This window comes from Streptomyces sp. NBC_01224, assembly GCF_036002945.1.
In the GTDB taxonomy this organism is placed as follows: Bacteria; Actinomycetota; Actinomycetes; order Streptomycetales; family Streptomycetaceae; genus Streptomyces.
This window is the reverse complement of record NZ_CP108529.1, coordinates 4520474-4541005: the sequence shown is the minus strand read 5'-3', so window position 1 is coordinate 4541005 and position 20532 is coordinate 4520474. Positions and strand designations below refer to the sequence as shown.

The window sequence follows — 20532 nt, the reverse complement described above, 5'->3', positions numbered from 1 at the left end:
GCCCCCGGGACCGGCAGTCCCGGACCGTCGTCAGCCCCGACCGTCCAGATTGCGGGCCAGCCAGTCGGAGGCCTCCATGAACTCCGCGTCCGACGTTCCCGCCCGCAGTGGCCGTACGTCCTGCAACGCCACCTCGGCCCGCGGGTACGAGCCGAGGAACCGTACCTTCGGGCAGATCCGCTTCAGCCCCATCAATGCCTCGCCGACCCGGCGGTCCGCGATGTGCCCCTCGGCGTCCACCGCGAAGCAGTAGTTCCCGATGCCGGCTCCGGTCGGCCGCGACTGGATCAGCATCAGGTTCACCCCGCGCACCGCGAACTCCTGGAGCAGTTCGAGCAGCGCACCGGGATGGTCCTCGCCCAGCCAGATGACCACCGATGTCTTGTCCGCACCCGTCGGCGCCGCCGGCCGGGCCGGGCGGCCCACCAGGACGAAGCGGGTCTGCGCGTTCACCGCGTCATGGATATCGGTCACCAGCGGTTCGAGACCGTAGGTCGCCGCCGCGAACTCACCGGCGAAGGCGGCGTCGTACCGGCCCTCCTGCACCAGCCGGGCACCGTCGGCGTTGGAGGCCGCCGACTCCCATAGGGCGTCCGGGAGATGGGCGGCCATCCAGTTGCGCACCTGCGGCTGCGCGGCCGGGTGCGCGGTGACCGATTTGATGTCGGACAGCTTGGTGCCCGGCCGCACCAGCAGCGCGAAGGTGATGGAGAGCAGCACCTCGCGGTAGATCATCAGCGGTTCGCCGGTGGTCAGCTCGTCGAGCGTCGCGGTGATGCCGCCCTCGACGGAGTTCTCGATCGGTACGAGCGCTGCCGCGGCGGCCCCACTGCGTACCGCGTCCAGAGCCAGCGGTACGGAGACCATCGGGACGAGTTCGCGGGTGGCGGCTTCCGGGAGCGTACGGAGGGCGACCTCGGTGAAGGTGCCTTCAGGGCCGAGATATGCGTAGCGCGTGGCGGACATACCGTCACCCTAATGTGCCCCGGTCTCTCAGGACTCCAGTAGCCGCTGACCCACGTATTCGCCGTCCGCCGCACCGCCCGGCACCGCGAACAGGCCGCTGGCCTCGTGCCGGATGAACGGCGACAGGGCATCGCCGCGGTCCAGCTTGCGCTGCACGGGAACGAACCCCCGCAGCGGATCCGCCTGCCAGCAGATGAACAGCAGCCCGGCGTCCGGAGTGCCGTCCGCCGAGATGCCGTCGTGGTACGAGAAGGGGCGCCGCAGCATGGCCGCGCCGCCGTTCTTCTCGGGGGAGGAGATCCGGGCGTGGGCGTTGTCCGGGATCAGGAGCTTGCCGTCCGGGCCCGCCTTGTCGAGGTTCATCGCGGTGGTCTCGGCACCACCGCTCAGCGGAGCACCGTCCTGCTTGCGGCGCCCTATGACCTGCTCCTGCCGTCCGACCGGGAGCTTCTCCCAGTCGTCGAGCAGCATCCTGATCCGCCGGACGACCGCGTACGAGCCGCCTGCCAGCCAGTCGTACTTCGTATCGGTCCCGGCCGGAACGAAGATGCGCCGGTCGAAGTCGCTCTCGGCGGGTTTCGGGTTACCGGTGCCGTCTATCTGGCCCATCAGATTGCGGGCGGTCATCGGCTGCGCGGTGGCGCCGGGGGAACGGTTGAAGCCGTTCATCTGCCAGCGGACCCTGGCGGCCGGGGCGGCCTCCTTCTGCACGGCACGCAGCGCGTGGAAGGCGACGAGTGCGTCGTCGGCGCCGATCTGTACCCAGAGGTCACCGTTGGAGCGCTTGGCGTCGATGTGGTCGGAGGAGAACGGCGGCAGCGGGTCGAGTCCCGGTGGCCTCTGGCCGACCAGGCCGGTGCGCTCGAAGAAGGTGCGGCCGAAGCCGAAGGTGACGGTCAGCGAGGACGGTCCGGCATCCAGCGCGATCCCGGTGTCATGGGCGGCGCCGTCCGCCGCACCGCTGTCGGCGGCTTCGCCGGCCATCAGGCGCCGGGCCACGGCCGACCATCGGCGCATCAGGGCAGCCGCTTCCTTCCGTCCCGCACCGGGCGCCAGATCGAAGGCGATGAGATGGCCGCGGGCCTGAAGCGGAGTGGTGATCCCCGGTTGATGTTTCCCGTGAAACATCACCTGGGTGGAGCCGACCGCGGTCAGAGCGGTCGGCTCGTCGGTCCGGGTCGCTGCATAGCCGGTCGCGCCGCCCGCCGCACCCAGTACCAGTCCGGTCGCACCGGCCGCGCCCGCGCTGCCGAGCAGCCGCCTCCGAGAGATGGCGCCACTGCCACGGGCTTTGTCGTCCCCGCTGCCTGCGGAGGTCTTCCTGTTGCTGTTTCCGCTCACGATCCTGCTCAGCCGATCTTCACGTTCTTGTCGATGGTCGTCTGATCGATGTCCGACGTACGCACGGTCACCGCGACCTTCCAGTTGCCCGCCATCGGGATCTGGACGTTGCTCGCGGTCCAGTGGCCCTCGGTGAGCCGGACAGGGACGACGGGGAGCGGGCCGATGTCCTTGGACCCCAGAGTGAAGGCGAGCTTCAGCTCGGGGACGTCCATGGCCTTGCCGTCGATGCTGTCGATCCAGATGTGGAGTTCATTGGCACCGGTACGGGCGGGGTCGATGTCCATCCGCACCGTTCCCTTGCCGTTCTCGCCGCCTGTGTCGAAGCGCAGCGTCAGATTGACCGGGCCTTCGGCCGCGGGGGCGGCTGCCGCCGTCGAGGCGCGGGCCGCCTCTTCCTCGGTACGTCCCGGCTCGGTCGAGGTCAGTACGGTCGTCACGGCCAACAGCGCCACGGCGACCCCTACTTCCGCCAGCACCGAACGGCGGAGGCCGGACCGGTCGGGGTCGGCATCGCGGATCCGCTTCTTCTCGGCGGTGGCCACGGCGGCCCTCTGCCGGGCGAGCTGGGTCGCCCGCGCGGGGTCCTCGGCCACGGTGTCGGACGCACCCGGGGCCCGGGACTCCTCGACTTCGATTTCGTCCCTGGCGTCGGCCCGGAGCTCCGCTCCCTCCCCGCCGGTTCCGCTCGTGATCAGCCGTGCGGTCCAGCGACGCGAGATCCAGGCGATCCCGACCAGGACGGCAACGAGCCCCACCTTCACGAGCAGCAACTGCCCGTACCCGGTGCCGGTGAGCGCGGACCAGGTGCCGACCTGGCGCCAGGACTGGTAGATCCCGGTGGCGGTGAGTACGAGCACGCTGCCGAACGCGATGCGGGAGAAGCGCCGCACGGCCGCGGCTTCGATGTCCGGTGTCCGGTACAGGGCGACCAGCAGGGCCGCCAGCCCGCCCAGCCAGGCCGCGACGGCCAGCAGATGCAGCACGTCGACCGGCATGGCGATGCCCGGCTGGATCCCGGTCGAGGCGTGTTCGGCGAGTGCCCAGGTCCCGGCGATCCCGGCGGCGATCACCGTGCCGCCGATGGCCAGTCCGAAGGTGAGGTCCTTCTTCTCGCGCTCGTCGTCGCGCTTCGCGTATGCCCCGAACAGCACGGCGACGAAGAGTGCGGAGGCGCCGAGCAGCAGCAGCCGGGATACGAGTGCCGCCCCGGGCTTGGTGTCGAGCACGGCCTTCAGACCGTCGAGGTCGAAGGCGTCCACGAGCTTCCCGGAGCCGGTGTACGGGTTGCGCAGGAGCAACATGGCCAGGGTGGCCGCGGTGAGGGTCATCCAGCCGCGTACGACCAGGCGTTGCAGGGGGCGTGCGCCCGCCCCGCGCTGCCAGCAGGCCAATACGAAGGCGGCGCCGCCGGCCAGCAGGATGAAACCGGCGTACGCGGCGTAGCGCGCGATGTCGTAGAGGGTGCCGACGAGGCCGCCCCCGGCCTCGTCCGTCGGGAGGGCGACGGTGGTCTTGGAGGGGGCTCCGACGGAGAAGGTGAAGGCGCCCGAGACGGGGTGGCTGTCCGCGGAGACGGCCTGCCAGGCGACGGTGTACGTGCCGTCGGGCAGCCCGGTGTGCAGCGAGACGCCGTACTTCACGGTGGAGCCGTTCTGCAGATCACGTGGTGCGGCGCCGGTGTCGGCGCGCTTGCCGCCCGGGTCCAGGACCCTGATGGAGCCGTCGCCCATGGCGACCTGCTCGGAGAAGGTGAGAGTGACTTCCTTGGGAGCGGTGTCGACCACCGCCCCGTCCTGCGGATCGCTCCCGGTGAGCGCGGCATGCGCGGACGCGGGGCCCGCGCCGCCCAGCAGCAGGCCGAACACCATGCCGACAAGGGCGGCGAGGAGTGCGGCCGCGGCGAGTGGGCGGCGTGGCGCGTGGGTGGACGGGGACGGTCCGAAGTGCGGGGCGGTGGCTGTCATGGCGAGTCAGTCCCTCACTGCTTCTTCGGGTTGTGGGTGGTCTCCTTCACGGGAAGGTCGACCTTTATCGGGTCGGCCTTCTCGAAGTGCAGCTCCACGGACACCTTCTCGCCCTGCTTGGGCTGCTGCTTGAGCTTCATGAACATGATGTGGCTTCCGCCGCGTTCCAGATCCAGCTCGCCGCCCGCGGGCACCTCGAAGGACGTCACCATGCGCATCGTCTGGTTCTTCGTCTCGTGGATCGTGACGTCGTCCGAGAGCGGGCTGGTGACCGAGGTGAGCCGGTCGGACGTGCCGCCGCTGTTCTTGACGACGAGGAAACCGGCCGCCATGTCGCTGACGGGCTGCGGCATGAACGCGCCGGTCACCTTCAGCTCGGGCTTGCTGTCCGAGGACGAGCACCCCGCCAGTGTCAGCCCGGTGGTGAGGGCGATGACGCCGGCGAGGGTGGTGCGGCGGTTCACGGAGTCTCCCCCTTGACGATCTTGGGGAGGTCCTTGGTGTAGTCGTCGGGCGAGGTGTCCTCGCTGTATACGAGGTACCCCTTGTCGGTCTTCGGGGAGAACGCGATGACCTGGGAGCCGTGCATCGAGACGACCGTGCCGTCCTTCTCCTTCTTCGGGGCGTCGATGCCGATGCCGATCTGGCGCGCGCCCGCCTGGATGGTCGGGAAGTCGCCGGTGAGGCCGATGAAGGAGGCGTCCTGGGCCTTGAGCCAGCTGCCGAGTGAGGCCGGGGTGTCCCGCTCGGGGTCGGTGGTGACGAAGACGACCTGGAGCTTGTCCTGGTCGGCCTTGGGGAGGGACTTCTTGGCGATGGCGATGTTGCTCATGATGAGCGGGCAGACGTCGGGGCAGTTGGTGTAGCCGAAGTAGATCAGCGTCGGCTTGCCCTTGGTCTGCTCACGGAGGTCGTACTTCTTGCCGTGGGTGTCGGTGAGGACGAGGTCGGGCTTGGTGAACGGCTGGTCGAGTACCGTCGCGGCCTTGGTCTTGGCCTGGACGGACACATCGGCGATGGGCTTCTTCGCGCCGTCGTCGCTGCTGCCGCAGGCGGACAGGGTGAGCGCGGCCGCGGCGACGAACGCCGCGGCCAGCACCGTTTTCTTACGCATGGAGCACTGATTCCTGGTGGGTCGGTGGGACTGATGGGGCTGTGGGTCAGGCGGTGCGGCGGCGGCCGGCGAGGACGCCGAAGGTCACCCCCGCGGCGCCGATGACGATGCCGACGATGCCGAGGACGCGGGCCGTGGTGTCACTGGAAGACTCGTCCGACGCGGCCGTCGTCTGCTTGTCCGCTGCTTTCGCGGTGGCGCCGGCGGCTGCGCTGTGCTCGTCGGCGGTCGCCGCGGTCAGCTTGAGGACCGGTGCCGGGCTCTCGGGCTCGGCGGCACCGTCCTTCTGCTCCTCGATCCAGCGGACGACTTCCTTGTTGTCGTACGTCTGGATGGCCTTGAACACCAGCTGGTCGGCGTCCTCGGGAAGCTGGCCGATGGAGAGCGGGAACTGCTGGAAGTCGCCCGGGCGGATGCCGCGCTCGTCCTTGTCGCCCTTGGCCGTCCAGGTGACCTTGGAGACGGCCTCGTTGATCTTCTGGCCATGCATCTCGAGCGGCTTGGCCAGCTTGCTCCTGGTGACCTCGATGTCCCAGCCGGGCACGGCCTGCGGCATGACGGAGGCCAACGGGTGGTCGGTCGGGAAGTTGACCTCGACCTTGGTCGTCGCGGCGTTGTCGCGCTCGTTGGGGACCTTGAAGTTGACGGTGGCGTAACCGCCCTTGGCGGCCTCGCCCTGGGGCTGCACGCTGACGTGCGCGGAGGCCGTACCGGCGAGGATCAGCACGGTGGACGCGGCGATGCCGCCGGCGAGGGCAATGCGGGAAACGTTCATGACAGGAGTCTCTCCACGGAAGCACGAAGGAAAGGTGGTCCGGCGCGCGGGTGCGCGACGGCATCGCGACACCTCTACCTCATGTGCGGCATGCCTACGCCGACTCGCACGGCACCGGGTGGGTGCGTGAGTCGAGTCGTGCGTGCATCGAGTGGAGGGTGTCGCGTCAGGCTGCGAGTGCGTATACGGGGGGCGGCCCGCGCCTGATCACCATGTGCTGCAACGGGTCCCCGGTGGTTGGGGCCGGGGCGTCGACTGCGGTACGGGGGGTGCGCGGCCCGGTTGCCGGGCCCCCGGGAAGTCCGGCGCGCAGGGCATTCACGAGCGCGAGCGCGGCGCGCAGCGCACGCAACCGGGCCCCGGCCGCGACCTGCTGGGCGCCGTGCGCGGAGAGCCGGGCCAGCCGGAACAGGGCGATCTCGCCGCGTCGCAGCAGCCAGCCGGTGGCAACGGCGGCCAGCAGGTGGCCGAGCAGCATGGGCAGGCTGGGCAGCAGACCGGGGAGGGCGGCCGGGTCCGAGCCGCTTGCGGAGGCCATGTGCTGGTGTCCGCCGGCCGTCACCGACGCCGGGGCGATGCCCGCGGTGGTGACGATGCGGCGCGCTTCGGCGGCGTTCAACTGCGCGGGGCCCATGCCGCACACGAGGCTTGCCGCGAACCGGATCAGTGAGTCGTCGCCCGCTGCGGTGTCCGTCGAGGTGGTGTGCGTACCCACGCCGAAGAGGGTGTGCAGGGCGATCTGTCCGCCGGCCAGCGCGGCGGCGATGGACGGCAGCGAGCGCTCGCGTCCGGCGAGCGGTGCCGTCACCGCGAAGATCCCCAGGAATCCGGCGAGCAGGGTCCACCAGGGGACGGCCGCGCAGGAAGCCAGGGAGTGACCTGCCGCGGACAGCGCGACACAGACCGCGGTGAACACCGCGGCCCTCAGGAGCCGCAGACCGGCTCCGGCGCGGGCGACAGGCATAGACATGGCGAGGTCATCATCGCACCGTGCCCCGGGCCTCCGTACGGCAGGTCCGGAAGGTCACCTTCCGTCCGATTGGATGCGGGCCGGGGCCGCTGTGACCGGTTTGGACACCGGTCGGGGCCATCGGCCGCGTCTGGCATACACGGGTGTACGGAGTGCTGGTATCCGCCGAATGAGCGGTCTCACATCCGGTCTGTGCTTACGAACGGTCCTGCGCGGCAATACGTATCGGTATGTCGAGCCGCAGCCAGGAGGCTGGAGCATGAGCATCTGGTGGTCCCTCCATTTGCGGCGCGAGGCTGCGAGCGTTCCGCTCGCCCGTCGTTTCCTGCTGGGCGCGATGGAGACCGCGGGCGTGGATCCGGAGATCTCCTTCGACCTTTCGGTCGCGCTCAGTGAGGCCTGTGCCAACGCCGTTGAGCACGGCGGTGACCGCAGGGTCCAGGGAGAACTGAGCGTCGGCCCGGATCTGTGGGACGTATGGGACGAGCCGACGGGGGCGGCCAGTGGGCAGTACCGGGTCACCGCTTATCTGGACGGCGAGAAGTGCCGTATCGAAGTCGCTGATTCGGGGCCCGGTTTCCCCGCCTGGCGCACGCTGCGTACCTCCGCGCAGCAGCACGATCCCCAGCTGTACCCGTCGCTCAGTGCGGAGGACGGCCGGGGTCTCTGTCTGATCGAGCAGCTTGCCGATCACGTTCACTTCGGCAACCGTCCGGGCCGTGGCGCCGTGGTGAGTTTCGACAAGGTCCTGAAATGGCGGAAGGGCGCCCTGCTCATGGTGTCCTGAGCGGGGCGCCCTTCGACGCGCGGAGGTCCGTTGCCGGACGTTCCGGATCAGCCCTTGAGCTGAGCCATCCACGCCTCGACCTCGTCGGCCCGGCGCGGCAGCTTGTCGGAGAGGTTCCGGTTGCCGTCCTCGGTGACGAGGATGTCGTCCTCGATCCGGACGCCGATGCCCCGGTACTCCTCGGGGACGGTCAAGTCGTCGGTCTGGAAGTACAGACCGGGCTCGACCGTGAGGCATACGCCGGGCTCGAGCGTTCCGTTGACATAGGTCTCGGTGCGCGCGGCGGCGCAGTCGTGGACGTCCATGCCGAGCATGTGGCCGGTGCCGTGCAGCGTCCAGCGGCGCTGGAGGCCCAGCTCCAGGACCTTGTCCACGGACAGGTCGCCCAGCAGGCCCCACTCGACGAGCTTCTCGGCGAGCACGCGCTGCGCGGCGTCGTGGAAGTCGCGGTAGTCGGCACCGGGCTTGACGGCTGCGATGCCCGCTTCCTGGGCCTCGTACACGGCGTCATAGATCTTCCGCTGCAGCGGCGTGAACGTGCCGTTGATCGGAAGGGTGCGCGTCACGTCGGCGGTGTAGAGGTCATTGGTCTCCACACCGGCGTCGAGCAGCAGCAGCTCGCCGGAGCGCACCGCGCCGTCGTTGCGCACCCAGTGCAGGGTGGTGGCGTGCGGGCCGGCCGCGCAGATCGAGCCGTAGCCGATGTCGTTGCCCTCGATGCGGGCGCGCAGGAAGAAGGTGCCCTCGATATAGCGCTCGCTCGTCGCCTCGGCCTTGTCGAGAACCTTGACGACGTCCTCGAAGCCGCGTGCAGTGGCGTCGCAGGCCTTCTGCAGTTCCGCGATCTCGAAGGCGTCCTTGACCAGTCGGGCCTCGGAGAGGAAGACGCGCAGTTCCTCGTCGCGCTCCGCGGTGACCTTGTCGGTCAGCGCGGCCTCGATGCCGGCGTCGTGGCCGCGGACGTTACGGACCGGGCCGGTGGCCTCGACCAGCGTGGCCGGGAGCTCGCGCACATCCTTCGCCGGGATGCCCAGCAGCTGCTCGGCCTCGGCGAGGGAGTGGCGGCGGCCGACCCACAGTTCGCCCTGGCCGTCGAGCCAGAACTCGCCGTTCTCGCGGTTGGAGCGCGGCAGCAGGTGGATGGTCGCCTCATGGCCGTCCTGGGTCGGCTCCAGTACGAGGACGCCGTCCTGGGTCTGGTCGCCGGTGAGGTACGCGTACTCGGTGGAGGCGCGGAAGGCGTACTCGGTGTCATTGGAGCGGGTCTTCAGCTTGCCCGCGGGGATGACCAGACGTTCACCGGGGAAGCGCGCGGAGAGCGCGGCGCGGCGGGCGGCGGTGTGCTCGGCCTGGGCGATGGGTTCGAGGCCGTGCAGCTCGGTATCGGCCCAACCGGACTTCATGTTCGCGGCGAGTTCATCGGAGACGCCCGGGTACAGGCCGTTCTTCCGCTGCTTGACCGTCTCTTCTTCTTCGGTCTCCGGGTTCTCCGGGGTGAGCTCCTCAGCCACGATCTGTCTCTCCTTGATACGACACTGGACCCCGTCCATCGTACGGGCGTACGGAAGGGGGCACAGGGCCGGAAGACCTGTTACACAGCTTGGCCGCGGCGGGTTGCACAGCGCGGTCGGGGCGGGCCGGCCGGCTCAGTCGAAGCGCGCGGCCAGAATGACCACGTCCTCCGTGCTGTTGCCCTGGTCGAGCCCGTTCGGCAGCACGGTCCGCAGCACATGGTCGGCAACGGACCCGGCGTCGTCACGCAGCGCCTTCGGTACGCACGCCGCTGCCGTGTGGAGCCGTGCGAACGCCCGGTCCACCGAGTCACCGGTGCGGCGCAGCAGCCCGTCGGTGTAGAGGAGTACGGTCTCGCCGGGTGCGGGAGTGATCTCCACGCTGGGCGCCTCCCAGCAGGCGAGCATGCCCAGCGGTGCGGAGACCGAGGTCTCGATGAATTCGGTGCGCCGGTCGCCGATCACGAGCGGCGGCGTGTGGCCGGCGCCGGCCAGCAGGATCTTGCGGCGGGCGGGTTCGCAGTAGGCGAACAGGGCGGTTGCGGAACGGGCGGGTTCGGTCAGCCGCAGCAGCAGTTCCAGATCCGAGAGCACGGCGACCGGATCCTCGCCCTCCATCACCGCGTACGCCCGCAGACCGGCACGCAGCCTGCCCATGGCGGCCAGGGCGCTCGGGCCGGAGCCGTTCACCGAGCCCACGGCGAGACCGAGCGCACCTTCCGGCAGCGCCAGCGCGTCGTACCAGTCGCCGCCACCCTGTGGTGCCGTGCGATGGCGTGCGGCCAGCTGTACGCCGGTGACCCGGGGCAGTCGGCTGGGCAGCAGCTCCTCGGTGACGGTGGCGACATCTGCCCTGGCCCGTTCCAGCTCCAGCAGCCTGGCCAGATGCTCGCCGGCGTATCCGGCGTAGAGGCCGATGAGATGGCGCTGGCGTTCCAGTGGTTCGGCGGGTTCGTCGTACAGCCAGACGGCGGCACCTAGTCTGCCGGTCGCCTCGGCGGTGAGCGGCAGGGCGTAGCTGGCGGCGTATCCGAGCCGGGCGGCGACCTCGCGGCGGCGGGGATCCAGGCTGGTGTCGCCGAGCAGATCGGGAGTGGTCTGCGCGCCTTCGGCGTCCGGGAGCCCTTCCAGGATCCGGCCGTAGGAGGTGGCGCTGCGCGGAACCGTCTCGATGTGCCCGAGCTCGGCATGGGCGAGCCCGAGGCCGATGGTGCTTACGGGGCCGCGGTGGTCGGACGGTTCGAAGACGACCAGACCGCGGCGGGCACCGACCAGGGCGGCTCCGGCGTCCAGCAGTTCGTGCAGCGCATCGTCGAGCGTGCTGGTTCTGGCCAGTCGCTCGGTGAGTTCGTGCAGCGTGGTGAGGTCGGAGACCCAGCCGGCCAGCCGGTCCTGGATGAACGCTCCGGGGGCGGCCGGTACTTCGGACAGAGAACCGGCAGTGTGCGCTGAAACAGGAACCATGGGATCGATTCCAGCCACTTTCGGCAGGTGCGGGGCGCTCATGGCAGTCGGCTTTCCAACCGGTGCGTTTCGTCGAATAGCATCGCAAACCCCCATGTCATTCTGCGCCGCTATCAGTGCATCCACGTGTACACGTAGCATCCACATGTACACGCACAAGTAAGGCCATGTCCAGCATTGTCCCTGCGGGATCTGTGGTGTCCAAGTGACTCATAAGTTGGCCAAAAAATGCACCCTATGGCGGCTATTTGCGGTCGACTGGGTGTGCTCGACAGGGGGTGTTCTCGGGGTGAAGTCCCAGAGGGAGCGTCATTTCGGGCATGCTGGGTACGTAATCGATGATGGCCAGGGGCAGTTCTGATCGCCCCGGAACCTGGCAGCGGGCCCGGACGTCCTCATCTGTGACGGCCACGCCCCCACCCCCGAGTGGCGGGGTTTGCACCTTGGGACGACAAGCGCGATACGTGCGCTGCTCCTCGCCATGCTTGTGTCCGGACCCGTCTCGCCCCTGCTCGACCCGGCTCAGCGCATGCTCGGTACCGACGACCCACCCGTACCGCAGATTTGAAGAGCATGCACGCACGGTGAAGTGATGAACGCGCGTTGTGATGTGCGCGTGGTGTGATGTGGACCCTCGGCGTTCAACGGAAAGGAACGAGCGCTCATGCGCGAGATCCTCGGAAGGCGACGCAGGCTCCGGCTCCGGCGCAGGGTGAGGCCCGCCCAACTGGACGCGGTCCTGACCTGTGCCACCGCATGGCAGTGGCCCGTGCTCCCCGGAGTGGGACTCGAGGCGGCCGGTGGTCGCGGTGACCGTGGCCGTGGCTGTGCCTGTCCCGATCCCGAGTGCGCCGTACCCGGCGCACACCCCTTCGATCCCGGTCTCCTCGCGGCGACCACCGACGAGCGCATGGTGCGCTGGTGGTGGGCCAACCGGCCCACCGCCCCGATCGTGCTGGCCACCGGCGGACGTGCCCCGTGCGCGCTGAGCCTGTCGGCCGTGGCGGCCGCCCGGGCGCTGGCCGAGCTGGACCGGATGGGCACACGGCTCGGCCCCGTGGTGGCGACGCCGACCCGGTGGTCGCTGCTGGTCGCTCCGTACACCCTCGAACGGCTCGGCGAGCTGCTGTATGCCAAGGACCGGGTGCCCAGCTCGCTGCGTTTCCACGGCGAGGGCGGCTATCTCGTCCTTCCGCCGTCCGAGGTGGGGGCAGGGCAGGCGCGCTGGGAACGGGCTCCTTCCCTGATCTCCCGGCCGCGCCCGGACAGGGGAGAGCCTGTCTCCGGATCCGCCGCGCCGTGGCTGCCGGATGTGGGGTCGGTACTCGATGCACTGGTCGAGGCGAGCAACAGTGCACCGGACGGCGGAAGCCGGCTCGCCTACTGACGAGTGGTCGGTGGGCGGGTGCGTCGCGCCCCTGTGGGGGCGGAATCCGTGGTCGGCTCACTTGTTCGGACGTGAGTCGACCTGAGTTCCCGGTGTAAATGGGCATGCTGCACCGGGATGTTCATATTCCGCTGACATCTCCGACGGACCGTCAGGAACTCGGGCGAAGCCGACGGGCATCGACGGATGCCGCCAGGTGAGGTCGCGTGATCGGTATCGCGGGTGTGACAGCTTTCACGGCTTCGGTTCCGCGCCCACCTTCTCCCGTCTTCTCCGGCCACTTCATCAGCCCCGATCTCATGTCGCTCAATACAAAGTCTGCCGCTGCAAAGTGCGTCGGTGCAGGGATTTCTGATGGATCTTCCGGGACCTTCTCAAGGTATTCTTCGAAGATTTATTCGAGTGATCTGTGAAGGGGTATCCATAGGGGAGTTCCGGCTTCTGTCCGAGGCCGGTCGCTCCGGCGGGGCCGAGGGTGCGACGGTGGAGGAGGCTCCGCTGCCGATGGCGGCCCGCAGTCAATCCGGGCCCTGTCGCGCCGGGTTGAGGCCGGTGCACAGGTGCTGGGCTGCAGGGGCCCGATGTGGAGGCGAGGGCCGGGTCGCACCGGCGAGGGGATCGTGTGCGGGCTTGTGCGCCGCGTCACGCGCTGTGCGCCGTGCCCGGAAATGAGAATGCCCGGTCGCTGGCGACGGGGGATGCACCAGCGACCGGGCTTCTAGAACGGTAACAAGAGATCTGCCGTTCGCAAATTCGATCTCGTGTATTAGGACAGCGATTTACCTGTGAGTACGGGGAGTTGTGACATGCGTCACTCGACGGACCCGGGGGTTGTCACTCTCAGCTGAGCGTCACTTGGCGGTTGGTGAGCCCGCCACGGGCCCGCCGCTCCTCGGCGGTGAGCGGCGCGTCCGAGGCGAGCGCCGCTGTCAGCCGCTCCGCGAGCTCGGCCGCGGGCTTCTCGCACTCCGCGGCCCCCATCGCGCTCGGCAGATCCCAGACCGGGACCATAAGCCCGTGCGCCCGGAAGGAGCCGACCAGCCGCGTCCCCTCGCCCAGCGAGGAGGTGCCTGCGGCGTGCAGCCGGGCGAGCGCGTCGAGGAGCTGCTCCTCGGGGTGCGGCATGACCCAGCGCAGGTGGTTCTTCTCCGGGGTCTCGCACCAGTACGCGGCGTCCAGGCCGGAAAGCAGGGTCGTCGGGATCGCCGCCTCGTTCGCGCGCTCCAGGGACGCGGACACCTCGGGCGTGGCGTTCTCCGCGTCCGGAACCCAGAACTCGAAGCCGGAGTGGACAACGGGCTCGAACGCCGCATCGGGGTCGAGTACGTCCTGCAGCCGCGGACCGTCGGCCGGTGCGCGCCGGGCAGCCACGGACGAACCGGGCTCGGCGGCCAGCGCCCGCTGCAGCGTGTCCGCGAGGTCACGGCTGAGGTCACCGGACGGGGTGTCGTTCTGCAGGGCGAGCAGCACCGAGCCGTCGTCGCGGCGGAGCGCCGGCCACGCCATGGGCAGGACGGTCGCGAGAGTCACGGAGGGCACACCCTTGGGCAGCCCGCCCTTCAGCGTCAGCTCGACCGTTGCCGCGGGTACCAGCTCACGCAGGGCGACCCAGTCGCACTCGCCGGCCAGGCCCTCGAAGGGGCGGTGGACGAGTTCGGTCACCGCCTGGGCGGCGGCGCGGCCGTGACACGCCTTGTAGCGGCGGCCCGAACCGCACGGGCAGGGCTCGCGAGCCCCGACCACAGGGATCTCGCCGTCCTTGAGTTGCTGCTTCCCGGCCTTGGTCTGAGGGCGCTTCTTGGCCATGGTGGGCTTTCTCCCGATTGCGACAGTGCGGTCTGGGCCGCGAGCCTAGCGGCCCGTGTCGCGTCCGGGACGCATCCGCCTGCGCGCCCGGCGGTACGGGGTGCGGAATGCCCGCGCGTACGCCTGTCCATCGACACGTGTGCGGATACGGGTGCTCGTATCGCCGCCGTCACCGCAGACATCCTCACCTGTGCGGGAACGTCAGCCCATGTCGTCGAAGGCGTCCGCGAAGCCCAGCCCGTCGAGCCCCGACACACTCTGTACTTCGGACACCCGCCCGTGCCCCTCGCTGACGAGGACCCAGACGGTGACCTCGCCGGACGAGCTGTCGCGTACGCCCCACTCCTCGGCGAGCGCGCTGATGATGTTGAGCCCGCGGCCGCCGCGCGCCGTCACCGACGGCGTGGCCGGAATCGGTCGGGTCGGACCGCCTCCGTCCGTCACTTCGACGGTCAGGCCGCCTGCTCTGTCCACACGCCATGCGGCGCGGATGTCGCCGTCACCCACATCTGTGTATCGCCCCAGCGGCCTGCCGTGCCGACAGGCATTGCTGAGTAGTTCGGAAAGGATCAATACAGCATCGTCGACGACCGAATCCGGCACCCCGTAGCTGCGCAATTGCTCGCGCATCCGGTGCCGCGCCTGACCCACGCCCGCAGGGCCATGGGGTACGGCCATGCTCGACGACGTGGGCACTTCCTGTGCCACCACCAACGCCACCCCCGAGACCTCCTTTGCCCCACGCCACGGAGTGGATGCCCTCCTGGACTGGACCGGAAACCGGCCAATCGCCTGCCAGTGACGCACTCGTAACGATCGAATACGGTTCGAATGCGCCGGTGTACTCCGTGTAACTGATGTTAAGAGCGTCCCAGTTGTGACAGAACCTGTTTCGGGCGGTTCGTGATGATTGCCTCGACGCCGAGATCGATGCAGAGCTCGACGTCCTCAGGTTCGTTGACCGTCCAGACGTGGGCGCGATGGCCCGCACGGTGCAGCCGCTCGATGTAGTCGGGGTGACTGCGTACGATCCGCATCCCCGGACCGGCGATCCGCGCCCCGGCCGGCAGTCGCCCGTCACGCAGGCGCGGCGAGACGAACTGCATCAGATAGACGGTGGGCAGGGTGGGGGACGCGGCCTGGATGCGGTGCAGGGAGCGTGCCGAGAAGCTCATGATCCGTACCGGCGAAGGGCCTTCGGCCGGCGGGACGTCGAGTTCGAAGCGCTTCAGCAGATGCAGCAGCCGCTCCTCGACCTGGCCCGCCCAGCGGGTGGGGTGCTTGGTCTCGATGGCCAGTTGGAGAGGGCGTCCGGCTGCCCGTGTCTCGGCGACCAGTTCGAGCAGTCGCTCCAGAGTCAGCACGGAGGTGAGTTCCCCCGGTACCGGGTCCCAGTCCGGGGACTCCGACTCCTCGCGGTCCTTCCAGGAGCCCCAGTCGAGGGCGGCGAGCTCGGAGAGCTCCAGCGCGGAGACGGCGCCGCGGCCGTTGGAGGTGCGATTCACCCGGCGGTCGTGTACGCAGACGAGGTGGCCGTCGGCGGTGAGCCGTACATCGCACTCCAGCGCGTCGGCGCCGTCCTCGATCGCCTTCCGGTACGCGGCCAGGGTGTGCTCGGGGGCGTCGTCGGACGCGCCTCGGTGGGCGATGACCTGGATGGAAGGGTGCGTGGATTGCTGCCGTGCGTGGGTCACTGCGTCATCGTGTCACCGAGAAGCGACTGCTGCGTACAGCTTGCGTCACGGGTGTCCGCGCCTTGCGACGCGGCTGTGGGTACCTCGTACCGGGAGACCGTTTTGCCGGATGTAAAGATTGGCGCGCGGATGCACAGGTCCTGCTTACAGTGGCCTGACGTGCCTTGGGAAAAACTGTCCCGGGACACGTACACAGCGGATCTCTTGCCGAAAATGATGTGGAACCTAGGAGTAAAAAGCTGTGAGCACAGAGAACGAGGGCAACGAGGGCACTGCGGCCGAGGCCGTTCCGTCCGTTCCGTCCGCACCTCCAGTGCCGGCCGATGCTCCTCAGGGGTCACCTGAGAGCACGCCCGCGCCCGACGCCCCGGCGTACCCGCAGACGCCGGACGCGGCAGCCGCGCAGCAGCCGCCCCGGGCACAGCAGCTGTACCCCCCGACGGAGGAACCGGCCACCGCGACCACCCCCATGGCTTCCGTGCCGGGTACGCCTCCCCCCGGGCTCCAGTCGGCCGCCGAAGCCAACTGGCCCCCGCCCCCTCCCGCCGTCCCCGCGTACGCGCACCATGGCGCGGACGGCGGTGGTGCCGGTCCGGTCTGGGGCGCTCCGGCCCAGCTCGCCTCCCCCGAAGGCCCGCGCAAGCGGGGCATGGGCGGCCTGGTGGCCGCGGTGGCGGCGGCGGCGCTGATCGCGGGCGGTATCGGCGGCGCCTTCGGCTACTGGGCGGCCGACCGGAACGACAGCTCCAACGGCTCCACCACGGTCGCGGCGTCGTCCAACCCGCAGGATCTCAAGCGCGAACCCGGCACGGTCGCGGGCGTGGCCGCCAAGGCGCTGCCGAGCGTGGTCACCATCGATGCGCAGGGCGGTGACGGCGAGGGCGGCACCGGCACCGGCTTCGTGTACGACAAGGAAGGCCACATCCTCACGAACAACCACGTGGTGGCCTCCGCTGCGAACAGCGGCCAGCTCACGGCGACGTTCTCCGACGGCAAGAAGTACGACGCCGAGGTGGTCGGCCGGGCGCAGGGCTACGACGTCGCCGTGCTGAAGCTGAAGAACCCGCCGTCGGGGCTCACCCCGCTGTCCCTCGGCAACTCGGACCAGGTCGCGGTCGGTGATTCGACGATCGCGATCGGCGCCCCGTTCGGTCTGTCCAACACGGTGACCACGGGCATCATCAGCGCCAAGAACCGCCCGGTCGCCTCCGGCGACGGTTCCGGTGGCAGCAACTCGTACATGAGCGCCCTGCAGACCGACGCCTCGATCAACCCGGGCAACTCCGGCGGCCCGCTGCTCGATGCGCGCGGCGCGGTCATCGGCATCAACTCGGCCATCCAGTCGACCGGCAGCAGTGTCGGTCAGACGCAGGCGGGCTCCATCGGCCTCGGCTTCGCAATCCCGATCAACCAGGCGGCGAACGTCGCCCAGCAGCTGATCAAGACCGGTCAGCCGGTCTACCCGGTGATCGGCGCCACGGTCACGATGGACGAGCGGACCGGCGGCGCCGCCATTCCCGACCAGGGCACGGGCGGTACGGCAGCCGTGGCGAAGGACGGCCCCGCCGACAGGGCCGGCCTCAAGGCGGGCGATGTCATCACGAAGTTCAACGACACCGTGATCGACAGCGGCCCGACTCTGATCGGCGAGATCTGGACCCACAAGCCCGGCGACCGGGTGACACTGACCTACAAGCGCGACGGCAAGACGGCAACGGCCGAAGTCACCCTGGGGGAGCGCAAGGGCGACAGCTGACCGGCTAGGCTGTCCTCGCGTCAACCTCGGTCCATGGGCCGAGGGCGCGGGGTGGGTTGCCCGAGCGGCCTAAGGGAACGGTCTTGAAAACCGTCGTGGCGGCGACGTCACCGTGGGTTCAAATCCCACACCCACCGCAGATGAACGGCCCCCGACCTGGTGAATCGGTCGGGGGCCGTTGTCGTGCGCGCTGTCCGCAAGGTCACGTCATCCCCTGTGGTTTCCCGAGCGGTCGGGTGAGAGGGGTGTCCTCCCGGCTGGAGCGCCCGGTCGGACGTCCCTTCCCGTCCGTCTTCGGCTGCCGAGCGATGAGTTTTCCTCCCTCATGCAGTCGTATCAGCATCACTTCACACCAATGGATGGGAAACTGCCGACATGACTGAAACCGTGAAGGGCCCTGCCAGCTACTTCCCCTCGATCGAGAAGAAGTACGGGCGCCCCATTGCGGATTGGAAGGAGCTCATCCGCTCCTCCCACCTGAGGAAGCACATGGAGATCGTCTCCTGGCTCAAGGCCGAACACGGTCTGGGGCATGGCCACGCCAATGCTCTCGTCGCCCACACTCTCGCAGAGGACAGCAACAAGTAGGCGACCGACCGGGCGGCCATGGCGCGCCGGACGGGACTCGGCGCCGACCGGGATTCTCAAGATCCGGACCTGTGCCGGACCGGGGGGAGTTCCGACGGTCCGGCAGGGGCCACGGAGGAACGTTGCAGCAGGTTGCGGGGCCGCGGCTTCCTGCAGTGTGCTGTCCTACCGGGCGCCCAACAGCCCCAGGATCTTGTCGACCGCATCGGCGACCGGTTGGCCGAGTGTTCCGACGGTCGCGGCGATGGTGGCCACGGCGATCAGGGCGCGGTGCCGCTCCTGCGGAGCGCTCGTCCCGGAGGTGATCGCAGGCAGCGAGTCGTCGATGATTTGCGCACTCGCGGGCGCGAGATCACCGCGCAGATTCTTCAGCAGCCGTACCAGCTCCCCGATCGCCTCCGGAAGTTCCGGGGACTGGTGCTTGACGATGCCCGTGTTGCCCGTACCGCCGTACATATTGACGTTGTCGCCGTGGATGTTGTTGCCGTAGTGGTAGGAGTCGCCGTTGCTCATTTGCTCATCCCTGTGTTGAACATTCCGCCGTACATGTTCACGTTGTCGCCGAAGTGGTAGTTCTTCGGATTGACCAGCACACGCTCCACACGCACCTGGAACTCGGCCTCCGGGTTCTCCATGGCGGTGACGAGGTATCGGACCAGCTGGCGCAGTTGGTCCGGATTGGGCAGCGTGACCAGCGCGCTGGAGGCGCTGGACGTCTCGACGGCCAGCACGTGCTCGGACGGCGCGGCCAGATCCTTCACCAGGCGCACGACCAGGCCGATCGCGATCGCGATGGCGAGAAGCCCCACTGTGCCGGCGGATCCGTCCGCGCTTTCGCCGTCGGACGGTGAGTTCTCGTTGGTCATCTGGAAAAGGACGAACAGTGCAAACGTGACGCCGAGCCATTTCAGGAAGCTCATGAAGGCTTCCGCGCGCTTGGGTCTGAGTTCGAAGGTGTGGACCCGGGTGATGTTGTGCAAGGGATAGGCCGCCTCTCCCACCCACAGCAGGCGTCTGCTCACCTTCAGGTCGACGCCTGTTCCGGTCGGGGGCGGCGGTAGAGGCAGTGGGGTCCCCGCAGTTCCGGCGTTCTCCATGAGCTCCCCCGTGGGTATCGGTTCCGCGTCCGTATTCCGCCCTGTGGCTGCGTGGGAACCAATAAGTACGCGTCCCGAGCGTTCGAGTAGAGACGAAATGAGGCCAATCTCGACGCGCGGCTGTTCGAGGCGCGAGGCCGTCCCAATTTACGGGGACGTCCCGATTTACGTCGTCCCTGATCCGTCAGCCCGTGGTGAGGCGGGCCGCCGAGGCGATGGTGGCGCGGGCTTCGCGCTCGGTGAGGCCGGTGCGGACGGCGGCGTGGGTGAGGGCGTCCGCCAGGGCGTCGCCGAAGCCGTGTTCGTAGGCGCGGCAGGCTGCCCAGAAGAGCCGTGTGTTGCGCTGACCCTCGCGTGCTGCCAGGACGAACCGGACCAGTCCCCGGCCCTGGTCGGTCCGGGGCGTGGGGTGGTGGGGGCGCGCGGGGGGTGTGAGCAGGTGGAGGAGTGCGCGGGGGCAGGCGGCCGGCGGGAGGTCGGCGGTGCCCGGGGCGAGCCGGTAGGTGCCATGGGCGGTGACCGAGCCGGGGCCCACCAGGTAGCCGCCGGCGCCGCGGATGTCGATTCCGGGGGCGAGTCGGCTCGCGGAGTTCGGTACGCAAACGCCGGGCGGGCCGGTCAGCCAGATGTGGCGGCCGCCGCTGGGGGTGAGGACCATGACGGTCGGCGGGATGGTGAACAGGTGGTGCAGTGCCAGCTGTTGGAGGGAGACGGCGGAGTCGTTGCGACCGGTGGTGTCGATGTCCAGGTCGATGCCGATGAGGTGGTGCGGGGGCTGGCCGCAGGCGATGCCGTAGCCGGTGGCCCAGGGGGCGGCGGCGAAAAGGGCGCGTACGGCGGCGGGGTCGGTGGTGGCGTCGTGGACGCCGTGTCCGGGAAGGCCGCAGGCTCCCCGGCAGGTGACCGGCCGGTTTTCGTTCCGGTGCGGAGAAGGCAGGGCTGGGAGCTTGCCGGCGGAGAGCGGGATGACGGGGAGCCCGCGCTCGGCTGCGGAGAGTGCGTGGGCGAGGGCCAGGGTGGCGGTCTGCCGGTCGGTGATGGCCATGAACTCTATTTTCGTACAGGTGTTCGAAGAAGGGAAGAGGGATGGGGCCCGGCGGGTCGGGTGCCGGAACGCTTCTTCTCTTGGAGCGTGCGGGATCGGGCGGCCCGGAGAGGATGGAAGGGGCGCAGGAGGGGGGTGGGCTGGGGCTTTGGGGGCGCGAGAGGGTTTATCGGGTGTTCATCATGCTTGTGGGGGAATCGGATCACACGGGTGGTTCGCTGGGGATTCGGTGGGCAGCTCTCGTCTCGCGACGTCGTGACCAAC

Annotated in this window: 19 protein-coding genes and 1 tRNA gene; 5 read left to right on the top strand and 15 right to left on the bottom strand. The window is 69.3% G+C overall.

The features are described 5' to 3' along the window. Positions 1-30: 30 nt before the first annotated feature. The 7 genes from pheA to OG609_RS20145 all read right to left on the bottom strand — a co-directional run bounded on the left by pheA (position 31) and on the right by OG609_RS20145 (position 7133). Positions 31-966 carry a prephenate dehydratase gene (pheA, locus tag OG609_RS20175; RefSeq protein WP_327274085.1) on the bottom strand — a complete coding sequence of 312 codons (936 nt, stop codon included), beginning with the start codon at positions 964-966 and terminating at the stop codon, positions 31-33. A gap of 27 nt (positions 967-993) precedes the next feature. Next, on the bottom strand, positions 994-2307 hold the full coding sequence (gene efeB / locus OG609_RS20170; protein WP_385648480.1) for an iron uptake transporter deferrochelatase/peroxidase subunit: 1314 nt from the start codon (positions 2305-2307) through the stop codon (positions 994-996). An 8-nt stretch (positions 2308-2315) separates the two neighbouring features. Continuing rightward, positions 2316-4274, bottom strand: coding sequence for a copper resistance CopC/CopD family protein (locus OG609_RS20165; protein WP_327274084.1), 1959 nt, complete (start codon positions 4272-4274; stop codon positions 2316-2318). Between the two features lie 14 nt (positions 4275-4288). Next, positions 4289-4738 (bottom strand): copper chaperone PCu(A)C, encoded by a 450-nt coding sequence (locus OG609_RS20160; protein ID WP_114245584.1) that lies wholly within the window; start codon positions 4736-4738, stop codon positions 4289-4291. Next, positions 4735-5388 (bottom strand): SCO family protein, encoded by a 654-nt coding sequence (locus tag OG609_RS20155; protein WP_327274083.1) that lies wholly within the window; start codon positions 5386-5388, stop codon positions 4735-4737. Before OG609_RS20155 ends, OG609_RS20160 begins: the two co-directional genes overlap by 4 nt. A gap of 46 nt (positions 5389-5434) precedes the next feature. Beyond that, the gene (locus OG609_RS20150) at positions 5435-6163 is read right to left on the bottom strand and encodes a YcnI family copper-binding membrane protein (RefSeq protein ID WP_327274082.1); all 729 of its coding nucleotides are present in this window, start codon (positions 6161-6163) and stop codon (positions 5435-5437) included. A gap of 166 nt (positions 6164-6329) precedes the next feature. Beyond that, entirely contained in the window at positions 6330-7133 is an 804-nt protein-coding gene (locus OG609_RS20145) for a hypothetical protein (protein WP_327274081.1), read from the bottom strand. A gap of 259 nt (positions 7134-7392) precedes the next feature. Between OG609_RS20145 and OG609_RS20140 the strand changes: the two genes are divergently transcribed. Beyond that, a complete protein-coding gene (locus OG609_RS20140; RefSeq protein WP_327274080.1) occupies positions 7393-7920 on the top strand; it encodes an ATP-binding protein in 528 nt (175 codons plus the stop codon). A gap of 47 nt (positions 7921-7967) precedes the next feature. Here OG609_RS20140 and OG609_RS20135 read toward each other — a convergent pair whose 3' ends face one another. Both OG609_RS20135 and OG609_RS20130 read right to left on the bottom strand, forming a co-directional pair. Next, positions 7968-9431 (bottom strand): aminopeptidase P family protein, encoded by a 1464-nt coding sequence (locus OG609_RS20135; protein WP_266359709.1) that lies wholly within the window; start codon positions 9429-9431, stop codon positions 7968-7970. 135 nt (positions 9432-9566) lie between these two features. Further along, entirely contained in the window at positions 9567-10991 is a 1425-nt protein-coding gene (locus OG609_RS20130; RefSeq protein WP_327274079.1) for a PP2C family protein-serine/threonine phosphatase, read from the bottom strand. A 568-nt stretch (positions 10992-11559) separates the two neighbouring features. On the opposite strand from OG609_RS20130, the gene OG609_RS20125 reads away from it, so the two are divergent. Then, on the top strand, positions 11560-12282 hold the full coding sequence (locus OG609_RS20125; RefSeq protein ID WP_327274078.1) for a bifunctional DNA primase/polymerase: 723 nt from the start codon (positions 11560-11562) through the stop codon (positions 12280-12282). A gap of 840 nt (positions 12283-13122) precedes the next feature. Here the strand turns inward: OG609_RS20125 and OG609_RS20120 are convergent. The 3 genes from OG609_RS20120 to OG609_RS20110 all read right to left on the bottom strand — a co-directional run bounded on the left by OG609_RS20120 (position 13123) and on the right by OG609_RS20110 (position 15782). Then, entirely contained in the window at positions 13123-14088 is a 966-nt protein-coding gene (locus OG609_RS20120) for a DUF5926 family protein (RefSeq protein ID WP_327274077.1), read from the bottom strand. 201 nt (positions 14089-14289) lie between these two features. Further along, positions 14290-14895 (bottom strand): ATP-binding protein, encoded by a 606-nt coding sequence (locus OG609_RS20115; RefSeq protein ID WP_327274076.1) that lies wholly within the window; start codon positions 14893-14895, stop codon positions 14290-14292. 53 nt (positions 14896-14948) lie between these two features. Further along, positions 14949-15782, bottom strand: a complete 834-nt coding sequence (locus tag OG609_RS20110) for a glycerophosphodiester phosphodiesterase (protein WP_327274075.1) — start codon at positions 15780-15782, stop codon at positions 14949-14951. A gap of 241 nt (positions 15783-16023) precedes the next feature. Between OG609_RS20110 and OG609_RS20105 the strand changes: the two genes are divergently transcribed. The 3 genes from OG609_RS20105 (at position 16024) to OG609_RS20095 (ending at position 18126) form a co-directional block, all read left to right on the top strand. Next, entirely contained in the window at positions 16024-17538 is a 1515-nt protein-coding gene (locus OG609_RS20105) for a S1C family serine protease (protein ID WP_327274074.1), read from the top strand. Positions 17539-17588: 50 nt separating this feature from the next. Beyond that, positions 17589-17675 (top strand) — tRNA-Ser (locus tag OG609_RS20100). Positions 17676-17913: 238 nt separating this feature from the next. Next, entirely contained in the window at positions 17914-18126 is a 213-nt protein-coding gene (locus OG609_RS20095; RefSeq protein ID WP_327274073.1) for a DUF4287 domain-containing protein, read from the top strand. Between the two features lie 165 nt (positions 18127-18291). On the opposite strand, the gene OG609_RS20090 is transcribed toward OG609_RS20095, so the two are convergent. The 3 genes from OG609_RS20090 to OG609_RS20080 all read right to left on the bottom strand — a co-directional run bounded on the left by OG609_RS20090 (position 18292) and on the right by OG609_RS20080 (position 20268). Next, the gene (locus OG609_RS20090; protein ID WP_327274072.1) at positions 18292-18639 is read right to left on the bottom strand and encodes a hypothetical protein; all 348 of its coding nucleotides are present in this window, start codon (positions 18637-18639) and stop codon (positions 18292-18294) included. Continuing rightward, positions 18636-19223 (bottom strand): DUF6232 family protein, encoded by a 588-nt coding sequence (locus OG609_RS20085; RefSeq protein WP_327274071.1) that lies wholly within the window; start codon positions 19221-19223, stop codon positions 18636-18638. The genes OG609_RS20090 and OG609_RS20085 overlap by 4 nt, the downstream gene beginning before the upstream one ends. A gap of 184 nt (positions 19224-19407) precedes the next feature. Continuing rightward, positions 19408-20268 (bottom strand): bifunctional DNA primase/polymerase, encoded by an 861-nt coding sequence (locus tag OG609_RS20080; RefSeq protein WP_327274070.1) that lies wholly within the window; start codon positions 20266-20268, stop codon positions 19408-19410. Between the last annotated feature and the right edge of the window lie 264 nt (positions 20269-20532).

What these genes read in the sequence shown, in the direction of transcription:
- pheA (WP_327274085.1), bottom strand. Translation starts at nt 966, where the DNA reads ATGTCCGCCACGCGCTACGCATATCTCGGCCCTGAAGGCACCTTCACC.
- OG609_RS20165 (WP_327274084.1), bottom strand. Translation starts at nt 4,274, where the DNA reads ATGACAGCCACCGCCCCGCACTTCGGACCGTCCCCGTCCACCCACGCG.
- OG609_RS20155 (WP_327274083.1), bottom strand. Translation starts at nt 5,388, where the DNA reads ATGCGTAAGAAAACGGTGCTGGCCGCGGCGTTCGTCGCCGCGGCCGCG.
- OG609_RS20150 (WP_327274082.1), bottom strand. Translation starts at nt 6,163, where the DNA reads ATGAACGTTTCCCGCATTGCCCTCGCCGGCGGCATCGCCGCGTCCACC.
- OG609_RS20145 (WP_327274081.1), bottom strand. Translation starts at nt 7,133, where the DNA reads ATGTCTATGCCTGTCGCCCGCGCCGGAGCCGGTCTGCGGCTCCTGAGG.
- OG609_RS20140 (WP_327274080.1), top strand. Translation starts at nt 7,393, where the DNA reads ATGAGCATCTGGTGGTCCCTCCATTTGCGGCGCGAGGCTGCGAGCGTT.
- OG609_RS20130 (WP_327274079.1), bottom strand. Translation starts at nt 10,991, where the DNA reads ATGGGGGTTTGCGATGCTATTCGACGAAACGCACCGGTTGGAAAGCCG.
- OG609_RS20125 (WP_327274078.1), top strand. Translation starts at nt 11,560, where the DNA reads ATGCGCGAGATCCTCGGAAGGCGACGCAGGCTCCGGCTCCGGCGCAGG.
- OG609_RS20120 (WP_327274077.1), bottom strand. Translation starts at nt 14,088, where the DNA reads ATGGCCAAGAAGCGCCCTCAGACCAAGGCCGGGAAGCAGCAACTCAAG.
- OG609_RS20095 (WP_327274073.1), top strand. Translation starts at nt 17,914, where the DNA reads ATGACTGAAACCGTGAAGGGCCCTGCCAGCTACTTCCCCTCGATCGAG.
- OG609_RS20090 (WP_327274072.1), bottom strand. Translation starts at nt 18,639, where the DNA reads ATGAGCAACGGCGACTCCTACCACTACGGCAACAACATCCACGGCGAC.
- OG609_RS20085 (WP_327274071.1), bottom strand. Translation starts at nt 19,223, where the DNA reads ATGGAGAACGCCGGAACTGCGGGGACCCCACTGCCTCTACCGCCGCCC.
- OG609_RS20080 (WP_327274070.1), bottom strand. Translation starts at nt 20,268, where the DNA reads ATGGCCATCACCGACCGGCAGACCGCCACCCTGGCCCTCGCCCACGCA.